The organism is Clostridium tyrobutyricum DSM 2637 = ATCC 25755 = JCM 11008 (assembly GCF_000359585.1).
Taxonomy (GTDB): Bacteria; Bacillota; Clostridia; order Clostridiales; family Clostridiaceae; genus Clostridium_B; species Clostridium_B tyrobutyricum.
In genome coordinates, this window is the sequence record NZ_APMH01000029.1 from 1 (window position 1) to 19,418 (window position 19,418).

The window sequence follows — 19,418 nt, forward strand, 5'->3', positions numbered from 1 at the left end:
CCAGTCCCGCAGCTCCCCCTTCAAGCTCTGCCACTCTTTTTTCAAAAACATCTTCAGTCGGGTTCATTATTCTTCCATATACATTCCCCGGTCTTTTTAATTGAAAAAAGTCTGCTGCCTCATCTGCATCCTTAAAAACATAGGAAGTAGTCTGATATATTGGAACTGCTCTTGCTCCTGTTGCCGGATCAGGAACCTGCCCTGCATGTACCTGTAATGTTTCAAAACTATATTTTCTCTCTTCACTCATAATTAATCTCTCCTTCATTTAATTAATATTTATATGACTTAATTTTAATTATTCTATATAATAAGCAATTAACAATTTTTAAATACTGTTTTCACCATAATCACATCCAATCTTCATTTGACGTAATAACTTTAAAATATGCATTTTTGGCAATATTTTATGTATTCTGACATATATAATTCTCCTTTCTCAATTTATAAAATAATTAAATTTATAATTTATTAAAGAAATATAAAAACTTCCTACAGAGAAACTGTAGGAAGCAATATCCTATTGTCTCTCATCTACCAGGTTTTATTACCTGCTGGAATTGGCACCGTTGAATATTCTATATTCAGGTTGCCGGGCATCATCGGGCCAGTCCCTCTGCCTCTCTCGATAAGAACTTTCATATTTAATTTATGATTACACTATACAACCTTTTATTTAATATGTCAAGATAATTTTTATAATTTTTTTAATGTTTTTAATTATCAGTATATTGTATATTAATTTCTATAATAATTAAAAATTTATACTAATCTGATTTTTTCCTTTGTTTCTATTTGAACTAATTTTCCATCTTGAATTACCATAGTTATAGAACCATATTTTATCTCCCCGAGTATAGAAAGCAGTTCACTGACATTTTTTTTAAAATACTAGAGCGTAAATTTTTTTTGTTTTCCAATTCATGATCCCCCTTATATATTCCAATTTTACATATTCAAAGAAATATAAAAACCTTTATGTAGACGAGTACAAAAAGGTTTAAACTTTTTCTCATCTCTCAGATTTCAACTGCTGGAATTGGCACCATTGAATACAATAAACATATATTCAGGTTGCCGGGCATCATTGGGCCAGTCCCTCTACCTCTCTTGATAAGATTTTCCGTATTTAATTTATAATTACTATACTGTTTTTTAATTTATTTGTCAATAAAAAATTTTTAAATATTTTATCTTCACATATTTTTTCCATATGAATATTATAAATCAAGTGTTTAATATTAAATAAAAAAATTATTAAATTATTCTTGATTAAATGATTTTTTTATAGTATTATAAATATTAATTAATCACAGCAAATATTTATTATTGCGATGATAGGAAGAGTAAATTAGTATTTGACTATAAGCGAGGATTTCCCTTGGGTGAAAGGATATCTTAGCCAATACTGATTGAAGTGCATCCTTGAGTACTGAATTGAAGTTTAGTAGACTTCAGCGGGTATGCCCGTTAAAGCATTGAGGTATGATTGTACCAAAACAAGAGTTGTATTATATTCATGTTAATTATTCCATATTATCATGTTATATATTATAAACAGAGTGGAACCGCGGAAGTAACCTTCTGCCTCTGAATTGAGGCAGAAGGTTTTTTGGTTTTTGGAATCCGGAATCTAAGGACCATTTTTATTATTAAAGTTTAAAATCATTTAAATAGGAGGAATAGTTATGAATTCTATAGGCTATTTTGATTCGATTGCAGATAAATGGAATGTAATACGAGAAGAGTATTTTGAAGATAAATTAAAATATATAGCTCTTTCACAGTTTGATATAAAAGACAAGATTTGTGCTGATTTAGGATGCGGTACTGGATTTATTTCACTTGCACTTTCTACAGATGCAAAGCTTGTATTCTCTATAGATAATTCAAAGAACATGTTGAGACAACTCCACAATTCTACTGTCAATAGAGAAATTAAAAATATATATCCAATAAAAGGATCTATATCAAATCTACCACTTTTTGATGAATCAATAGATGCTGTATTCATAAACATGGCACTTCACCATGTAGTAGATGCAGAAGGTGCTTTTAAAGAACTCTTCAGAGTTTTAAAAAAGAATGGTACTTTTGTTATATGTGATGTTGAACAGCACAATGGAGAGTGGGCAAAAATTGAAATGCATGATGAATGGCTCGGTTTCTCTAATGAACAAATAAATAGCTGGGCAAAAAAAGCTGGATTTTCAGACATAATTATAAAAAGTACTGGATTAAAATGCAAAGGATATTCAAGCAAGGGAGAATATACAGAAACAGGAATATTTATGGCAAGAGGTATACGAAAGGAGATATAAAATGAATATTGAATCATTGTTAATACACGGAGGAATAGATGGAGATAAACAGACAGGAGCAGTTAGCGTACCCATATACCAAACATCTACCTATAGACAAAATGGTTTGGGAGAAAATAATGGTTATGAATACTCAAGAACTGGAAATCCAACTAGAGAAGCATTGGAAAAATTAATATCAGATATTGAAGCTGGATACAGTGGTCTTGCCTTTGCATCAGGTATGGCAGCTATAACAGCAGTACTAACGTTATTTAAAAGCGGCGATAAAATAATACTGTCAGATAATGTTTATGGTGGAACTTACAGAGTACTGGCCAAGGTATTTAAAAATTTTAATTTAAATTTTGAATTAGTTGATACGAGCAATATAAAAAATGTCGAGGATAGTATTACAGATGATGTAAAAGCAATATATATTGAAACACCAACTAATCCCCTCATGACAATAACTGATATAAAAAAGATATCACAGATTGCCAAGAAAAATAAACTTCTTACAATTGTAGATAATACTTTCATGACTCCATATCTTCAAAAACCTATAGAACTTGGTGCAGATATAGTAATTCACAGTGCCACCAAATATTTAGGAGGACACAGTGATCTAGTAGCAGGACTTGTTGTAGTAAATAATGAAGATTTATCAAAAAGACTTCACTTTATACAGAATTCCACAGGTGGAATATTAAATCCATTTGACAGTTGGCTTTTAATAAGAGGAATAAAAACTTTATCTGTTAGGATGGACAGACATGAAGAAAATGCCCAATATATAGCAAAATTTTTAAATGAAAACCCACTTGTAGAAAAAGTGTATTATCCAGGACTTGAAAGTCATATAGGACATGATATACAAAAGAAACAGGCAAAAGGATATGGTGCAATAATTTCATTTGTATTAAAAGACACTATCAATATAAATGACTTTTTCAAAAAGTTAAAACTTATAACATTTGGTGAAAGTCTTGGTGGAGTAGAATCATTAATGTGCCATCCCGCCAGTATGACTCATGCTGCTATACCATATGAAATAAGGCAAAAGGTTGGAATAGTAGATAATCTAGCTAGATTATCAGTGGGAATAGAAAATAAAGAAGACTTGATAGAGGATTTAACATCTGCAATTAAACTATTATAATATTATAAAATTAAGGGGAGACTACTTTTATGGATGTTTTTAATGATATAAAAGAGATGATAGGAAATACTCCAGTATTAAAAATAAGTAGATTTAAATTAAAAGCTGGAGTTAATATATATGCAAAGCTTGAAAATTTTAATCCTGGAGGAAGTGTAAAAGATAGAATTGGAGCATATATGATAGACGAGGCAGAAAAAAGTAATAGATTAAAAAATGGCTATACCATAGTAGAAGCTACTGCAGGAAACACGGGCCTTGGAATTGCACTTGGAGCGCTAAATAAAGGTTACAAAGTTATATTTGCCGTTCCGGAAAAATTTTCTATAGAAAAACAAGTGCTTATGAAAGCTCTTGGTGCAGAAATAGTGCATACACCAGAAGAAAAAGGAATGAGAGGAGCCATAGAAAAAGCTCAGGAACTTCTAGGGAAAATACCAAATTCTATATCTTTAGGCCAATTTCAAAATAAGGACAATCCTAAGGCACACTATCTTACAACAGGTCCTGAAATATATAAACAATTAGATGGCAAAATAGATTATTTTGTAGCCGGTGCTGGTAGTGGAGGTACATTTACTGGCATAGTAAAGTATCTAAAGGAACAAAATAATGCTATAAAGGCTATTTTAGCTGATCCAGAAGGTTCCACTTTAGGAGGTGGAACTGAAGAAAAATATGCAATTGAAGGTATAGGAAATGATTTTGTACCTGATACCATGAATATGAATCTGGTAGATAAAGTTATAAAAGTAAATGATGATGAGGCTTTTATTATGGTACGGGAATTAGCTAAGAGAGAAGGTCTCATAGTCGGTTCCTCCTCTGGTGCAGCATTAGCAGCAGCATTGAAATTAGCTGATACTATAGATAGTGGAAATATAGTAACTGTTTTCCCAGATAGAGGAGATAGATATTTCAGCAAGAATCTTTACTCACAAATATCTGAAAATGGAAATAAGACTTTATCTAGAAACCCTTAATAGAATGATAATATAAACATTTGTAAAATAGATTTGATTTAATTTTATATAACTGAAAATTTTTATTTTCAGTTATATTTTTTATATTCGGATGAATTAGTAATGACCATGGATTTGCTTATTACGCAAAACAATGGTCATTACTTTTCTAGTTACTTTTCTAGTTGTTTTCCAGCAATTTTACAGTCTTTTCTATTCCACTATTTATTTCATCATACATCTGAAATATTCGTATGCCACTTTTCTTTAGCCTATTTGCAGGCTCAAAACCTGCTCTCAATACTAGAACTGCATTACAATCCTCTATAGTCTTTATAATATCCAATATTTTATCTTCCTGTTTTTCACAGTCTTCTATACCATTACAGTATTTATTTACATTTCTCTTTTCTTTAAATTTGATCTGTCCATTTATTACATCATATATATAGAATTCTGATGCATGTCCAAAATGTTGATCTATATTCACTCCTGTTTTACTTGAAACTGCAATTCTATAATTATTTTTATTGTTTCTAAATTTCTTAGATATATCATTTTCTAAAGTTCCTATGGCATCTGCCCTACATTGCTTACAATGGAACATTTGTTTTAAATCCAGCTGGCACTTTTTTCTCATGTTATTTAATTCTTTTTCATCTGTAGCAGGCAAATTTTCAAATACTGTACCTGGAATTGGAATGAGAGGTATGATATTAGTCATATATGCACCACACTCTTTTACCTTTTTAACTATTTCAGGAACATGTGTATCATTAATACCTTTTATCATTACAATATTTACTTTAGATATAATCCCTTTTTGCGAGATATATCTTAGTCCAGACAGTTGATTATTTAATATTATATCTCCAGCTTCTTCCCCTGAAAAATTTTTCCCTAAGTAATTGATAAATTTATAAACTCTACCTCCTATTTTAGGATCTACTGCATTTATAGTTATAGTAACATGACTTATTCCCAATTTCACTATTTCATCAGCGTAAAAAGGAAGCATCAAGCCATTAGTAGATAAACAAAAAGTAATATCAGGAGATTCTTCTTTTATTAATTCTATAGACTTTTTAACTTCTTCAAAATTGGCAAGTGGATCTCCAGGTCCTGCTATGCCAACTACAGTTAAATTCTTTACTTTTTCTTTTACTATATTAAATTTATCTCTAGCTTCTTCAGGTGTTAAAATCTGACTGGTAACTCCTGGTCTACTTTCATTTACACAATCGTATTTTCTGCTGCAGAAATTACAACTAACATTACATTTAGGTGCTACTGGTATATGCATTCTTGCATATTTATGTGCAATACAATTGTAGCATGGATGACTTAATGTTCTCTTCTCTATACTTTTTATTGGACTTGCAATGTCTATACTCATAATCTTATTTTCTCCTTCCATATATAAAAAAATATAAAAAAGGCCAAGGTAAATTAAATAAATTTACCTTAGCCTTCAGATTTCTGATCAACTAATAGCTAATTTTATTTGTACGTTTCTAATATATTGCCATATATATCCTCAATAAGTCGCATACCTCCATTATACCCTAAATATCCCCCATTTAATACCAATCTATGCATAATTGGAATAGATATATTAATTTTAAATGCATTAATCTCATCAGCTATGTCTCTATCCCATGAGCTGCCTAATATTAAAGGTATATGGGTTCCAACATCATATTCTCTCAATCTCTGATGGATCTTTCCTGAATCAACCTCGAAAAACACTTTAAAATCTCTAGTATCTGATAAGCTATTAAACTTTTCTATTATATACTCCTGATATTTTTTGGGAACATCATCTGTTATATACTGCTCTCCAGGAACAATTCCAAGTTCATTCAATAGAAATTGACTAATTCCAAGAGCATAAAATGAATCTGTTATATTAAAAAACCTGTCTGGTATACTATATCTAAATTCCAAAAAGAAATCTGCAGCTCTTTCTAAATAATAATAGAATTTGTCCTCTTCTTTCTTAATATAATTTTCTACTACATCATTGTCCAGATCTGCGAATTCTTTAACTGATCTTAAAAATTTACTTGTCTCCTTAGCTCCTATAGGTGGAACGGCATAATGCAAATATGGAGTTCCATATTTCTGCTTCAATAATTTTGCTGTTTCCACTCCAACCCATGGTGAGGCTACTATATTAAATTCAGCATCAGGTATTGTTTGCAACTCTTCTACTCCGCCAGACTCAGGTCCAAATAATATATTAACTTCCAGACCTATTCCTTCTAATAAATGCTTTATTATACTTAAATTTCCCGCCCAAAAGCTATCTTGAAATGGTACTGAAGCAAAAACATTCACCAAATTTTTTTTAATTTTTGGCTTTCTGTCTCCAATAAATTGATCTATAATAGCTTTTAATACCAATTCATGTCCCTTAAAATTAGTACCTTTAAATCCTCCTGTTTCCGCAAAAACTATTGGTACTCCATTTTTTTTATATTCTCCAACTATCTGGCCTATATCATCTCCAACTATGTCAGATGTGCAGCCTGTTAATACTACAAATAGATCTCCCTTTAGAACTTTTAGTGTTCCATCAATAACTTCTTTCAATCTCTTGCTGCCACCAAATACTACTTCTTTTTCAGTAGAATTTGTACACGGAATTACGCCACCTCCTGAATATCCTGTTCCCTGATATCCTGAATCGGTACTAAGTCCTCTGAATAATTTTACGCCGCATCCTGGTCCAGAATGAAGTATTGGCATTGCACCTTTTATGGCAATTACAGATTGCTGAGCTCCAAGAGTGCAGTAATGTCTGGGTTGTTCTATTATTTTTAGCATATTACTTGCCCTCCTTTAAAAAAGTATCAGGTCTTTGTTTAAACCACCAATCAGTATATGGGAATTTGGCATGGGCTGAAATATTCTTTACAAACTCTGGAGTTTCAAGTACATCCAAAACCTTATTTCCATAATTTATCAATCCTTGATATCCTAATCCAAAGTGCTCATCTCCCATTAAAAATGTAGGTATTCCAAGTTTTGCACCCCATATAGACATACCACCATGACGTGCAATAAAAATATCCGGTTTCAGTCTGTTAAGTGAATTCACAAGTTCATAAGCCTGTTTGTCACATACACTGAAATTTTTAATATCCCCATATGTGTTAACTGCATGATCCAAACTTTTGCCTGATTCAGATCTATTATCATAGCAAGGATCATGATGAAATATTGAGGCACCAACAACTTCCAAGCCCAAATCTTCTAAAAGTGCTATTAAACTATGCCCATGAGCTGCTCCAGCTGTAACATATGCTCTTTTTCCCTTTAACTTTTTTCTCAATTTTTCAAGTTCTGGATATATTCTTTCTTTTTCAGATTTAAGTAGTTCTTCAACTTCAGTTTCTTTATCAGTTATTCTGCCCAGTTCTCTAAACCACTCATCTGTTCCTTTTATTCCATATGCAGGTGGAGCTTTTACTTCAGGTACTCCATATTCCTGTTCCAAAGCAGCTGCCAAATAGGTGCCAAGAGTAGGACATATTTGAACGGTAGCTGCAGCTTCCGATATCTTTTGAAGCTGATCTATTGTAGAAAAAGGAACAATATAATTTGGTTTTAATCCTATTTTTCCAAAAAGACCAGTAAAAATATCACTTCCCCAAAAGTTAATTACATTTATTAAATCTTTTCTTTTTTTAACAGGCGGTTTTACTATCTTTCTAATTATTCCATGATAGGCGGCATCAAAACCAGTTGTCCATATTTTTGATTTGAAACCTTCACAAGGAATATATACTATTGGTATCTTAAGCTTTTTTTCTGCTTCTTGAGCTATTGTATCTATATCATCGCCTATTATACCTGATGCACAAGAAGCTGTTATAAAAATTGCTTTAGGATTAAATCTTTCAAAAGCTTCATTTATTGTAGCCTTTAGTTTTTCACCTCCACCGTATATAGTGTCTTTTTCATCCAAATTTGTACTTAATAATCTAGCATTTTTAGGTTTGAAATTTCTCTTTCTCTGTCCAACTCTGTTTGTAAAATTAAAATCTGAAAAATCTGCTGAACATCCAAGCGGTGCATGATTTATCACAACCGCATCTTGTATCATAACCAACTGACACAGTGCCTGTCCTGAGCTACATCCAAGGCATTGGCTAAAAGAATGCTTCCTATCACACAACCTTTTTCCTTTAGACATTTCACATAATTCAGATGCACTTCCTGAAAACCCAGTAATCGAACCAAGTCTATTTTCTCTGATTTTTACCTCTGGTGATTTTATATTAATACTCAAAATAATTCCCTCCTAATACTCAATTTACCTTTGATAAGAAAAATAAAAAAAGACCAAGCATAAGTCACAATAACAATGACTCGCTTAGTCTCCAGTTTATCTGGTCAACTAATATAATAATATTATATATTTACACCAATCTAACTTTTTCATTTTTCTCTATCTGTATTACTCTACCATCTTGAACAACTAAGGTTATGGAACCATACTTCATTACTTTAAGCATTTCCAGTAACCTGTTTAAATCTTTTTGCGAAATACCAGTAGATAATTTTTTCTTATCCACCATTATCACTCCTCATTTTATAGATAAGGACTCAAAAAACAAAACCTTCCTGCTGATAGATGCAAAGAAGGTAATTTTCTATTCTCTCATCTTTCAGGTATATTCCTGTAGGAATTGGCACCTTGAATTAAAATTTCATTCAGGTTGCTGGGCATCATAGGGCCATTCCCTCCGCCTCTCTTGATAAGACTAATATAAATTTTATAATTTATATTATAATCAATAAACTTTAAGTTGTCAATATATCATTATTATTTTTTATACAATTCTACATGATTTTTTTAAAATCTACATCTCTTAATTTAATTATTTTTGTCTTGAATTTTTTCTTATATATTATAAATAGTAACAAAAATATAGGAAGTCCTATATAAGAAGATATTACTCCTCCCCAGTCTATTTTTGCCTGTTGAAAATACGTAATACCCTGTCCCAATATTACAACTGCACAAAGTAAAAATGCAATTATAGGTCCTAGTGGAAATAATTTTGCCTTATATTTGAGAATACTCATATCTTTATGTTGAGCTATGCAAGCTTTTCTAAACCTATAATGGCATATTGCTATTCCAAGCCATGCTATAAATCCTGAAAGCCCAGAAGCTGCTACAAGCCACACATAAACAGAAGTCTCGGCATACAATCCTGTTAAAAAGCAGGCAGAAGCTACTACTGTTGTTAGTATAACTGCATTTACAGGAACACCCTTTGTATTAACTCTTCCAAAAATTCTAGGAGCCTTTTTATCGTTTGCCATAGAATACAGCATCCTTGTAGAAGCATACAATCCTGAATTACCACAAGATAATACAGAAGTCAATATGACTGCATTCATAAGTGAAGCTGCCCCAGCTACTCCTGCTTTTTGAAATATCATAGTAAATGGGCTGGTTTGAACTCCTGCCCTGGTATATGGAATTAATGCACCAACTACAAATATGGTTCCAAGATAAAATAGTATTATTCTCCAAAATATAGTATTTATTGCCTTAGGTATAGTTTTCTCTGGATTTTCACTCTCTCCTGCAGCAATACCAATAAGTTCTGTACCCTGAAATGAAAACCCTGCAATCAAAAATACTAAAAATATAGATTTAGGGCCTCCTACAAAAGGTGCTTCACCAATAGTAAAATTTTTAAGTCCTATTGGATTTCCATTAAAAATCCCAACTATCATCGCAACTCCTGTTACCAAAAATACTATAACAGTAGCTACTTTAATTCCTGCAAACCAAAATTCAGACTCACCATAAGCCCTTGCAGACAATAAATTTAATATTACTATAAGTGATAGAAATAAAACACTCCATATTACTGATGGAACAAAAGGAAACCAAAATTTCATTATTAATGCTCCTGCTACCATCTCTGCAGCTACTGTAATAGCCCAATTATACCAATAGTTCCACCCTAGAGCAAAACCTAAAGCTGGATCAACAAATTTAGTTGCATAAGTTCCAAAAGATCCTGAATCAGGCATAAAGGTTGCCATTTCTCCAAGACTTGTCATTAAAAAATAAACCATTATTCCTATACAACAGTAAGCCACTATTGCTCCACCAGGACCGGCTTGTTTTATAGTATCTCCCAAAGCCAAAAATATGCCTGTACCAATAGAACCTCCAAGAGCAATCATATTCATATGTCTAGCTTTAAGCCCTCTTTTCAGCTTATGTGAATTATTATCTGATTCTTCCAAAGTATTTTGCATTTTACCACTCCTAATGTTTCTTAATATTTTAAGACAAAATAAAAATACCTTGAGCATAACTCAAGGCGCATAAAGTATAATATAATTACTTCAACGTTTGATAGCTCCCCACATCTTATGTGACAGTTATATATATATTATATATATAACCAACTTATAATAAAGTAGCCTTACTATAAGTTTCGGCAATATCTCCTTTCAAACGGTTTCATAGTGCTCACCTCCACCATTCTACTTATAAATATCGCACCTCTATCCGATTATACAATTATGTATATATTATGAACTATAAGATGGTATTAGTCAATATATTTTAGGCAAATACAATTTTTATCATTAAGATTCTTTTTTCAATCTTTATTTCAACTTTTTTTAAATTTAAGCAGGAATAATCAAATTTTTATTGAATATAAAATATTAGTTAGTAATATAAATTAACAAAATATTTTTAGGAGGTATTTTATGGGATCTTTAAAAGGTACAAAGACTGCAGAAAACTTAATGAAATCTTTTGCTGGGGAGTCACAAGCTAGAAATAGATACACTTTTTATGCTTCTCAAGCAAAAAAGGAAGGGTATGTTCAAATAGCCAACATATTTTTAGAAACTGCTGAAAATGAAAAAGAACATGCAAAGAGATTTTTTAAATTTGCAAATGAAGATTTATGTGGTGAAGCGGTAGAAATAAATGCTTCTTACCCAGTAGCTCTTGGAGACACAAAATTAAATTTAAAAGCAGCTGCAGATGGTGAAAATGAAGAATGGACTCAATTATATCCTGAATTTGCAAAAGTTGCTGATCAAGAAGGTTTTCCTGTTATAGCTACGGTATTTAGGAAGATTGCTGAAGTTGAAAAACATCATGAAGAAAGATATAAAGCTCTTCTTAAAAATATAGAAGAAGGTAAAGTATTTACTAAAGACAAAGTATATAAATGGAAATGCAGTAATTGTGGATATATATATGAAGGCACTTGTGCACCTAAGGCTTGTCCTGCCTGTGCTCATCCTCAATCATATTTTGAATTGCTCGCAGACAACTTCTAATAAAAAAATTTTTATTAAAAAGTCGGGAAAATTATTTTCACCCGACTTTTTAATATTCTGTATCTGGAATATCTATACCTGCCATTTTCATTAGATACAGTGCATTCCTGGTTTTTGATATACCTCTTTGAAGTTTATAGTCAAAAAATATTTTATTATTTTTATAGTATTCCCTAAAATAATAATTTTTTATATGACCATTATCTTCATTTTCCATATCACACAATTCTAAATCATGAGTAGATACCATACCACATGTATTTAAACTTTTTAATTCATTTATAAGTATTTTAGCACCTGTATGCCTATCTATCGAATTAGTTCCTTTAAATATTTCATCTAACAGGAAAAATATCCTTTCTCCCCTTTTAGCAGCTTCCACTATAGATTTTATTCTAATGATTTCTCCATAAAAAGATGAAATATTTTTTTCCAAATTATCGCTTATCCTCATACATGTATATAAGTTCATTATAGAGCAATTAAAATACTCTGCACACACACGAGTACCTAAATATGCCAACAATAAATTTACTCCTGTTGTCCTCAAAAATGTACTTTTTCCTGACATATTTGATCCAGTAATTAAAAGTACTCTGGAATTGCTGTCTATATCTAAATTATTACTTATAGCCTTTCCTCTAATAAGTGGATGTGCCATAGATTTAGCTCTAATTTTAAGTGATTCATCATAAATCTTAGGTATAGTCCAATTAGAATGATCAAAATTTATAACAGAAAGACTGGATAGCATTTCAATTTCAGCAACTGCATTAATCCAACTATATACATATGGACCATTTTTTCTTCTCCACTTTTCAATAGCGAACATACATTGATAATCCCATAAAAACAATATATTTAAAATTATATATGCCATATTTCTTCTATCTGAGATATTATTAGCTATTTTAGTAAGTTCAGTCATCTGTCTAAAATTACTTTTTTTGTTTGATTTCTTCTTAGTATTGTCATTTTTAAAAACAGTTTTAATTTGATTTAAATATTGTGAACTAAAATTAGTGTTATATATAATATTTATCATGCTTTCATAAGCTTTAATACCTTTTTTAAGTTTAAAAACTGTATCAAGCTGTTTAAATCTATTTTTAGAACCTATAAAAAGTATTAATATGGATATCAAAATTGTACTGTATCCAATATAACTGCTAAATATTTTTAACACGAAAGTCATAACAAGGGATCCTATTATTATAACAGGAAGTATCTTAAATAATGCAATTATAAATCCATTACTATAAATACTATTATCTAAAGGCTTTATAACATTAATTAAACTTTCCAACTTATTTTCATCATCTTTTGCAAAATATCCTTCTGCCTGTAATCTTTGTCTAAATTTTATTTTACTTGATAACTCATCTATAGCTTTTTGTCTTTTTATTATAGTGTTTTTAGTATCTGGTTTAGATGTCAATATTTCAAACAACTTTTTCTTTCCTAGATAAGTTTCAGTAGTATTTATCCATTGAAAGATAGAATTTTCACCAAATAAATCCAAATCATAGCTATATGCATGATTTTCGTCTTTAAACTCTTTTCCATTTTCTTTAAATTTGTTCCATTTCCCATCTATTCTATCAATGCAAGTCTTATTTATACTACTAAGCTTTTCAGTAAACTTTAAGTTTTTATTTAACCTTTCATGTATTTTTACGAATACTATGAATAATATTAAAAATACAAGAAAACAACTTAAACTCATATAAATATAGTGTCTTGTATATAAATATATAGTACCAATTACTCCTAATAAAAATACAGCTAATCTAAATCTACTGACAAGTTTAATATATTTATTTTGCCTTTTTAATAGTGAATTATAATGATTTTTTCTTCTAGTATAGATATCTCTTATATTTTTCAATTGTTTAACCTCTTCTAAAATTTTTTTGTGTTTTTTACCAACTTAGACGGTCTTAAATTGTCAAAATAATCTTTTAGTTTCAAATCCATGCCTAATATATGTTCACTTATCCATTTGTATACAAAATCTAAAAGTTTAATAACTTCTTCTTCAGGATTTTTTTCTATATCACTTTCATCTATACTCTCAATTTTTTCAATAAATTTGTCATGAACTAATTTTTGTTGTTTATATCCAGGATATTCATATAGCTGCATCAATCTTTCCTCATCTTCAAAATGATATATAGTATATTTTCTGAGTTCATCAATAGAATCTAAAATTTCATCTATATAAAATATTTGATTATCTTCCTTTTTTATCATACTATATATCGATTGTCCAATCTCAAATAACTTTTTATGTTCATCATCTACTCTTTTTATTCCACAACTGTATTTATCCTTCCACTCGAACATATTATCATACTCCTTATATTATAATAAACTTTAATAAATAAATTATATCATAATAATACAATACAAAAATAAAGACAATATCTAAATTATAAAATTTAAATATCGCCTTTATTTATAATACGAACTTTTAATAGTTATATCTTAAAATTTCATTATAGTTAGAACTATTTTCTACATAACAGCACTTGGTAATATTGCATCTAATATTCCAATAATTAAAGCGGCTATTATAGCTCCAATTATAGTTACTGACATATTAGGAACTATAAATTGAGCTAAATATAATATTATGGCTGCAACAATAAATCCTTTTATTCCCTTACCAAAAGGAGATGCATCTACTCCCATAAATTTTTCTATGAGATAATCCACTACACTTATTACTACAGCTGCTATTATATATGACCATAATCCCACTATAGAAAAACCTGGTGTTAAAAAAGATGTTATAGCCAATATTATTACAGTAAAAACTAATCTTAAAAGATATCTGGATATTGAAGATCCTTTTTGCCCATTATCATTAGTATTATTATTGGTATCGTTCATACTAATCACTCCTCACTATATGTTATAATCTAGATACAAACATACTATTTATATTAAATAGCTGTGATAATTATAGCTTTACCTAAATTCAAAAAAATATTTATTCATAAAAAAATTTTTTATTATAAAAAAGGCACATAAACTCTTTTAAAAATATATACCTTTTTTATACTTTAACTAATATGCTATTTTAAAATTCTTTAAATAAATCTTTTTTAACTCCACATATTGGGCACTTTTCCGGTGCTTCTTCTTCTACTGTAAAACCACATATTGGACAGACATATATTTTACTATTGTCTGTATCTTTATCTTGTTTTGCTAAATCTTGAGCTTTCTTAAATAATTTAGCATGTTCTTTTTCTGCACTAAGAGCATAATGAAATGATCTTTCTGCATCTTTTTCTCCCTGAAATCTAGCAGTTTCTAAATATACAGGATACATTTGATCTATCTCATGAACTTCTCCATCAAACGCTCCTTGGAGATTTTCAACTATATTAGTTAATCCAAACACTCCACCTGCGGCTACTGTAGCATCACCAACTTGATCTTTTAAAACATTAAAATGGTTTCTCGCATGAACCCATTCTGCATAGGAAATAGCTCTAAATAATCTACCTATGTTTGGAAAACCATTTTTTTCTGCACTTTCCGCCCATACCAAATATCTTATGTGAGCCATACTTTCTCCTCCATAAGCTGAACGGAGAAAATCTGCAGTCATAGCATTTTTTAATGACATATATTATCACCTCATTATAATATTGTGTATTGGAATAAATATTATTCACACTTTACGATTATGTCTTTAAAATATTTACAAATAAACTATTATATTACAATTTTAAGTTTACTTTTTAATGTTATTAACATAATATATATTATTTATATTAAAGATAAATTTTTATAAATAAAAAAGGCCAACATTATCAATGTTAGTCTTTTCTTCATTATATATTATACAAATTCTTTTACTTCTTTAGGATTTTTAGTATAATCAGCTAACTTAATAAATTTTGTTTTTATTCTATATATAGCTGATTCCCCAATTTTCCCTTTAGATACATTTTCCTTTAATATCGGATATCTAATACTTATTCCATCCACTGCCTTATTAAAATCATCGTCACCTTGTAAAACTTCTGATGCCTCTCCTGTTACAGAAACACTTTTAAAGGTATCATAGGCTTGATTTTCATTTTGGAAATAAAATGTAACTACTGGGTTGTTCTTAATATGCTTTACTTTATTTGAATTTTTTCCTGTCTCAAAATATAAATTTGCTCCATCATTTGAAAAAGCCCCCATGATTCTTACATAAGGATAACCGTCCTCACCTGTTGTAATAAGTAAACCTGTCTTTGATTGTTCTATATATTTTATTGACTCATTTAATACTTCACTCATATGTAAAATCCTCCTTTTTTATAATTATAACTCAATGTTCACTATTAATACAATTTAATCTATAGATTTCTTAAATGCCTGATCTAGATCTGAAATTAAGTCCTCAACATTTTCCAATCCGATAGATATCCTCAATGCATTTTCAAAAACTCCTGCTTTTATTTTATCTTCTTCACTAAGAGAAGAATGTGTTGTCTCAAAAGGCTGAACAATAAGTGACTTGGAATCTCCAACATTTACAAGAAAACTAAATATTTTTAAACTGTTTAGAAATTTATTGATATTATTCTGATTGCCCTTAAATCCAAAAGTAAACATAGTTCCAGGTCCTTTTGGAAAATATTTTTCTACAAGCTCTCTGTTATTTGGATTTATATTACTTGGAGCAGCAGGATAATTAACCCATTCAACTAGAGAATGATTAAGTAGATAATTAACTATTATATGGGTATTTCTCACTTCTCTTTCAACTCTAATCGACAAAGATTCAAGCCCCTCAAGTATTAAAAATGCATCAAAAGGACTCAAAACCGCTCCAAATTCAGATAAGTAATGTGTTCTTGCCCTAGTAGTAAATGCAACTTCAGGAAATTTTTCAACCAAATTTTCATTATCCAATTTATAATCCGGTTCAGTGAAATGTGAAAATTTTCCACTGCTCCAGTCAAATTTTCCACTTTCAACGATTAGTCCTCCAATAGTAGAACCATGCCCTCCTAATGCTTTAGTAGAAGAATATACAACTATATCTGCACCAAAATCAAATGGTTTTAAGAGATATGGAGTCGCAAAAGTATTATCTACTACAAGTGGTATAAATTGTTCATGTGCAATATTAGCTATATTTTCTATATCCAATATATTCATAAGAGGATTGCCTATGCTTTCTATAAATATCCCTTTTGTATTTTCTGTTATTGCCCTTTTAAATGATTCAACATTTCCATGATCCTCCACCCAGTTTACTCTAATTCCAAACTTTGGGAGCGTATGAGTCAAAAGATTATAAGATCCTGCATATAGTGACTTTACCGCTACTATTTCACCTCCTCCTTCAGTTAAATTCAATATGGAATATGCCACTGCTGCCATATCTGACGCTACTGCTAATGAAGCGGTGCCTCCTTCAAGTGCCGTTATCCTCTTTTCAAGTATATCAAGAGTTGGGTTTCCACTTCTTGTATAAAGAAAACCATGTTCCTCCTTGGACTTTATTCTTTCTAATCTATCTGTATCCCCCAAATTAAAAGATGCAGTCTGATAAATAGGTACAGTACATGCATAATTATGTTTCTTAGGATCATATCCTCCTCTAATTTGAAGAGTTTCAAACCCGTAGTTTATTTCGTGTGACATAGTATAACTCCCCCTTAAAAAATTAAAGACAATGAAAAAACACTAGATACTCATACTCCTAAAACAGGAATAAGTCTCTAGTGTTTCTAGTCAACTTTTATATTTTATATAAAATCAAAAAACTCTCTTACAAAATAATGCTTTAATTTTCGTTTTCAAAATAAATATTATTACTATAATATCAAATCAAGTATACTCTGTCAATAGATAAAGTTTCCATTTTTGAACACCTCTACTTCTTTACCTTCCTGTGTTATACCGATTATACCTAAATCTTCAGTCCCTATCATAAAATCTACATGTTCAAGTGAATGATTTACTCCAGCAGCTTTAAGAGCTTCTTTAGACATATTTTTACCTTCTTTAAGACAAACAGGATAGGCCTCTCCTATTGCTAAATGGCAGGATGCATTTTCATCAAACAATGTATTATAAAATAATATATTTAAATTTGAAATTGGTGAATCAAATGGTACCAATGCCACTTCTCCAAGATAATGAGACCCTTCATCTGTTTGAATAATATGTTTTAACGTCTCATACCCTTGATCAGCTGTAAAATCTACTATTTTTCCTTTCCTGAAAATAATGGAAAAATTATTAATTATATTTCCATTATAGTTTAAAGGTCTGGAACTCACCACTTTTCCATTTACACCAGTCTTTAAAGGTAATGTGAATACTTCCTCTGTCGGCATATTAGGCATAAACTCTATACCTTTTTCACTAATAGATGATCCTCCAAGCCAAATATGTCCTTGAGGAAGTTCTATTTTCAAGTCTGTTCCCAATTGGTTTTTATATTTAAGATATCTAAAATTGTTATTATTCAAAAATTCCATGCTTTTCCTTAAATTAATTTTATGTTTATTCCATGCCTCTACTGGTTCATTTCCATTAACTCTCACTGTTTTAAATATAGTATCCCAAAGTTTTTCTAGTGCTTCACTCTCTGAAATACCTGGAAAAACCTTCTTTGCCCATGCTCTTGTAGGTATAGATACAACACACCACACATTCCTGTCACTCATCATTCTTTCTCTGTATTCTGATAAAGCTACATTTGATGCCTTGCTAGCCCTCATTATTCTCTTTGGATCTACATCTTTCATAAGTTCCGGGTCAGAAGCATAAACACTTAAAAATGCAGCATTTTCTCTTGCATAGTTAGTATATAGATCTTTTTTCCATTCAGGGAAATTATCAAATATTTCTTCTTTTCCATTTATATATTTAATTTTTGCGAATTTTTCATCACTCCAATTTACAACTACATCCCTAGCTCCTTTTTTATAAGCAACTTCTGAAATCATTCTGGTAAATTCAGCACATTCAATAGGTGAATTGATAACAAGAATTTGATTGTCTTGAATATTTATGCCTATTTCAACAATAACTTTTGCATATTTCTCCAAATAATTTTTATTCATTTCCAGACTCCTTAATATCTTATTATTAATATATGTTAACTCTAATTATTTTTTAACTCAAGTTATTCATACATATTATATATAAATAGCCCCGATAAGTTGATGTTAAAATAATTTTTAACCGTATCCACTTATCGGGACTCATTTTAAACTAAAATTTTATTTTAATCTCTGTATAACTCTATTTTAATCCTTGTTCATAAGCTTCTACCATCTTTTTAACCATGTTTCCACCTATTGATCCGGCTTCTCTTGAAGTAAGATCACCATTGTATCCTTCTTTTAAGTTTACACCTACTTCTCGTGCTGATTCCATTTTAAATCTGTTTAATCCTTCTTTTGCCTGTGGTACTAATACTCTATTTGATCTGCTTGCCATAAGTAATCCCTCCTAAAATTTAATTTGTTTTTTGTCTATATAATTTTGCCTTGCATTATAAGTTTGTTCTTTTTTGCATTTATTACTCTATAAAATTATATGAAAATAGTGTAGTTTCTATCATAATTAGAAATTTAATTCTATAATAGAAATAATTCTATAATTATTTTGCACAACTTTTTT

The 19,418-nt window shown here is 30.1% G+C and carries 18 protein-coding genes, 1 pseudogene and 4 riboswitches; of the genes and pseudogenes, 4 read left to right on the forward strand and 15 right to left on the reverse strand.

The window, feature by feature from the left end:
• The coding region (locus J418_RS15635; RefSeq protein WP_035123934.1) for a PLP-dependent transferase at positions 1–250 on the reverse strand (250 nt) is incomplete at its 3' end.
• Between the two features lie 277 nt (positions 251–527).
• Positions 528–635, reverse strand: a riboswitch (SAM riboswitch).
• Positions 636–762: 127 nt separating this feature from the next.
• A pseudogene (locus J418_RS17095) lies at positions 763–890 on the reverse strand (DUF2292 domain-containing protein).
• Between the two features lie 119 nt (positions 891–1,009).
• Positions 1,010–1,120: riboswitch (SAM riboswitch) on the reverse strand.
• Positions 1,121–1,688: 568 nt separating this feature from the next.
• On the opposite strand from J418_RS17095, the gene J418_RS0111490 reads away from it, so the two are divergent.
• From J418_RS0111490 to J418_RS0111500, 3 genes are read left to right on the forward strand one after another with little or no spacing between them, the layout of a single operon-like run.
• Positions 1,689–2,321 (forward strand): class I SAM-dependent methyltransferase, encoded by a 633-nt coding sequence (locus J418_RS0111490; protein ID WP_017895627.1) that lies wholly within the window; start codon positions 1,689–1,691, stop codon positions 2,319–2,321.
• Between the two features lies 1 nt (position 2,322).
• Positions 2,323–3,462: a bifunctional cystathionine gamma-lyase/homocysteine desulfhydrase gene (locus J418_RS0111495; protein ID WP_017895628.1), complete on the forward strand. Its 1,140-nt coding sequence runs from the start codon at positions 2,323–2,325 to the stop codon at positions 3,460–3,462.
• Positions 3,463–3,491: 29 nt separating this feature from the next.
• A complete protein-coding gene (locus J418_RS0111500; protein WP_017895629.1) occupies positions 3,492–4,445 on the forward strand; it encodes a PLP-dependent cysteine synthase family protein in 954 nt (317 codons plus the stop codon).
• A 160-nt stretch (positions 4,446–4,605) separates the two neighbouring features.
• Here J418_RS0111500 and nifB read toward each other — a convergent pair whose 3' ends face one another.
• From nifB to J418_RS0111525, 5 genes are all read right to left on the reverse strand, one after another.
• Positions 4,606–5,820, reverse strand: coding sequence for a nitrogenase cofactor biosynthesis protein NifB (nifB, locus tag J418_RS0111505; protein WP_017895630.1), 1,215 nt, complete (start codon positions 5,818–5,820; stop codon positions 4,606–4,608).
• A 104-nt stretch (positions 5,821–5,924) separates the two neighbouring features.
• Positions 5,925–7,253 (reverse strand): nitrogenase component 1, encoded by a 1,329-nt coding sequence (locus J418_RS0111510; RefSeq protein ID WP_017895631.1) that lies wholly within the window; start codon positions 7,251–7,253, stop codon positions 5,925–5,927.
• A gap of 1 nt (position 7,254) precedes the next feature.
• A complete protein-coding gene (locus J418_RS0111515) occupies positions 7,255–8,721 on the reverse strand; it encodes a nitrogenase component 1 (protein ID WP_017895632.1) in 1,467 nt (488 codons plus the stop codon).
• A 130-nt stretch (positions 8,722–8,851) separates the two neighbouring features.
• Positions 8,852–9,010: a YezD family protein gene (locus tag J418_RS16180; RefSeq protein ID WP_017751344.1), complete on the reverse strand. Its 159-nt coding sequence runs from the start codon at positions 9,008–9,010 to the stop codon at positions 8,852–8,854.
• Between the two features lie 80 nt (positions 9,011–9,090).
• A riboswitch (SAM riboswitch) is annotated at positions 9,091–9,197 on the reverse strand.
• A 78-nt stretch (positions 9,198–9,275) separates the two neighbouring features.
• Positions 9,276–10,718 (reverse strand): amino acid permease, encoded by a 1,443-nt coding sequence (locus tag J418_RS0111525; protein ID WP_017895633.1) that lies wholly within the window; start codon positions 10,716–10,718, stop codon positions 9,276–9,278.
• Between the two features lie 93 nt (positions 10,719–10,811).
• Positions 10,812–10,981: riboswitch (Lysine riboswitch) on the reverse strand.
• Positions 10,982–11,180: 199 nt separating this feature from the next.
• Here J418_RS0111525 and rbr point away from each other — a divergent pair.
• On the forward strand, positions 11,181–11,765 hold the full coding sequence (gene rbr / locus J418_RS0111530; protein WP_017751342.1) for a rubrerythrin: 585 nt from the start codon (positions 11,181–11,183) through the stop codon (positions 11,763–11,765).
• 49 nt (positions 11,766–11,814) lie between these two features.
• Here the strand turns inward: rbr and J418_RS0111535 are convergent, their stop codons facing one another.
• The 8 genes from J418_RS0111535 to J418_RS0111570 form a co-directional block, all read right to left on the reverse strand.
• Entirely contained in the window at positions 11,815–13,653 is a 1,839-nt protein-coding gene (locus tag J418_RS0111535) for a MutS family DNA mismatch repair protein (RefSeq protein ID WP_017895634.1), read from the reverse strand.
• Positions 13,654–13,667: 14 nt separating this feature from the next.
• Positions 13,668–14,111: a bacteriohemerythrin gene (locus tag J418_RS0111540; RefSeq protein WP_017751340.1), complete on the reverse strand. Its 444-nt coding sequence runs from the start codon at positions 14,109–14,111 to the stop codon at positions 13,668–13,670.
• A gap of 171 nt (positions 14,112–14,282) precedes the next feature.
• Positions 14,283–14,660, reverse strand: coding sequence for a phage holin family protein (locus J418_RS0111545; protein WP_017895635.1), 378 nt, complete (start codon positions 14,658–14,660; stop codon positions 14,283–14,285).
• A 190-nt stretch (positions 14,661–14,850) separates the two neighbouring features.
• Complete coding sequence (locus tag J418_RS0111550; RefSeq protein WP_017895636.1) at positions 14,851–15,405, reverse strand: rubrerythrin family protein; 555 nt, start codon at positions 15,403–15,405, stop codon at positions 14,851–14,853.
• Between the two features lie 215 nt (positions 15,406–15,620).
• The gene (locus J418_RS0111555) at positions 15,621–16,070 is read right to left on the reverse strand and encodes a pyridoxamine 5'-phosphate oxidase family protein (protein WP_017751337.1); all 450 of its coding nucleotides are present in this window, start codon (positions 16,068–16,070) and stop codon (positions 15,621–15,623) included.
• Positions 16,071–16,124: 54 nt separating this feature from the next.
• On the reverse strand, positions 16,125–17,426 hold the full coding sequence (locus J418_RS0111560) for an O-acetylhomoserine aminocarboxypropyltransferase/cysteine synthase family protein (RefSeq protein WP_017895637.1): 1,302 nt from the start codon (positions 17,424–17,426) through the stop codon (positions 16,125–16,127).
• A gap of 200 nt (positions 17,427–17,626) precedes the next feature.
• Positions 17,627–18,856: an aminopeptidase gene (locus J418_RS0111565; RefSeq protein WP_017751335.1), complete on the reverse strand. Its 1,230-nt coding sequence runs from the start codon at positions 18,854–18,856 to the stop codon at positions 17,627–17,629.
• A gap of 181 nt (positions 18,857–19,037) precedes the next feature.
• The gene (locus J418_RS0111570) at positions 19,038–19,235 is read right to left on the reverse strand and encodes an alpha/beta-type small acid-soluble spore protein (protein ID WP_017751334.1); all 198 of its coding nucleotides are present in this window, start codon (positions 19,233–19,235) and stop codon (positions 19,038–19,040) included.
• Positions 19,236–19,418: the final 183 nt, after the last annotated feature.

Bases quoted from the DNA above. Each gene is read 5' to 3' on its own strand.
- J418_RS0111490 (WP_017895627.1), top strand. From the start codon at position 1,689: ATGAATTCTATAGGCTATTTTGATTCGATTGCAGATAAATGGAATGTA.
- J418_RS0111495 (WP_017895628.1), top strand. From the start codon at position 2,323: ATGAATATTGAATCATTGTTAATACACGGAGGAATAGATGGAGATAAA.
- J418_RS0111500 (WP_017895629.1), top strand. From the start codon at position 3,492: ATGGATGTTTTTAATGATATAAAAGAGATGATAGGAAATACTCCAGTA.
- nifB (WP_017895630.1), bottom strand. From the start codon at position 5,820: ATGAGTATAGACATTGCAAGTCCAATAAAAAGTATAGAGAAGAGAACA.
- J418_RS0111510 (WP_017895631.1), bottom strand. From the start codon at position 7,253: ATGCTAAAAATAATAGAACAACCCAGACATTACTGCACTCTTGGAGCT.
- J418_RS16180 (WP_017751344.1), bottom strand. From the start codon at position 9,010: ATGGTGGATAAGAAAAAATTATCTACTGGTATTTCGCAAAAAGATTTA.
- J418_RS0111525 (WP_017895633.1), bottom strand. From the start codon at position 10,718: ATGCAAAATACTTTGGAAGAATCAGATAATAATTCACATAAGCTGAAA.
- rbr (WP_017751342.1), top strand. From the start codon at position 11,181: ATGGGATCTTTAAAAGGTACAAAGACTGCAGAAAACTTAATGAAATCT.
- J418_RS0111540 (WP_017751340.1), bottom strand. From the start codon at position 14,111: ATGTTCGAGTGGAAGGATAAATACAGTTGTGGAATAAAAAGAGTAGAT.
- J418_RS0111545 (WP_017895635.1), bottom strand. From the start codon at position 14,660: ATGAACGATACCAATAATAATACTAATGATAATGGGCAAAAAGGATCT.
- J418_RS0111550 (WP_017895636.1), bottom strand. From the start codon at position 15,405: ATGTCATTAAAAAATGCTATGACTGCAGATTTTCTCCGTTCAGCTTAT.
- J418_RS0111555 (WP_017751337.1), bottom strand. From the start codon at position 16,070: ATGAGTGAAGTATTAAATGAGTCAATAAAATATATAGAACAATCAAAG.
- J418_RS0111560 (WP_017895637.1), bottom strand. From the start codon at position 17,426: ATGTCACACGAAATAAACTACGGGTTTGAAACTCTTCAAATTAGAGGA.
- J418_RS0111565 (WP_017751335.1), bottom strand. From the start codon at position 18,856: ATGAATAAAAATTATTTGGAGAAATATGCAAAAGTTATTGTTGAAATA.
- J418_RS0111570 (WP_017751334.1), bottom strand. From the start codon at position 19,235: ATGGCAAGCAGATCAAATAGAGTATTAGTACCACAGGCAAAAGAAGGA.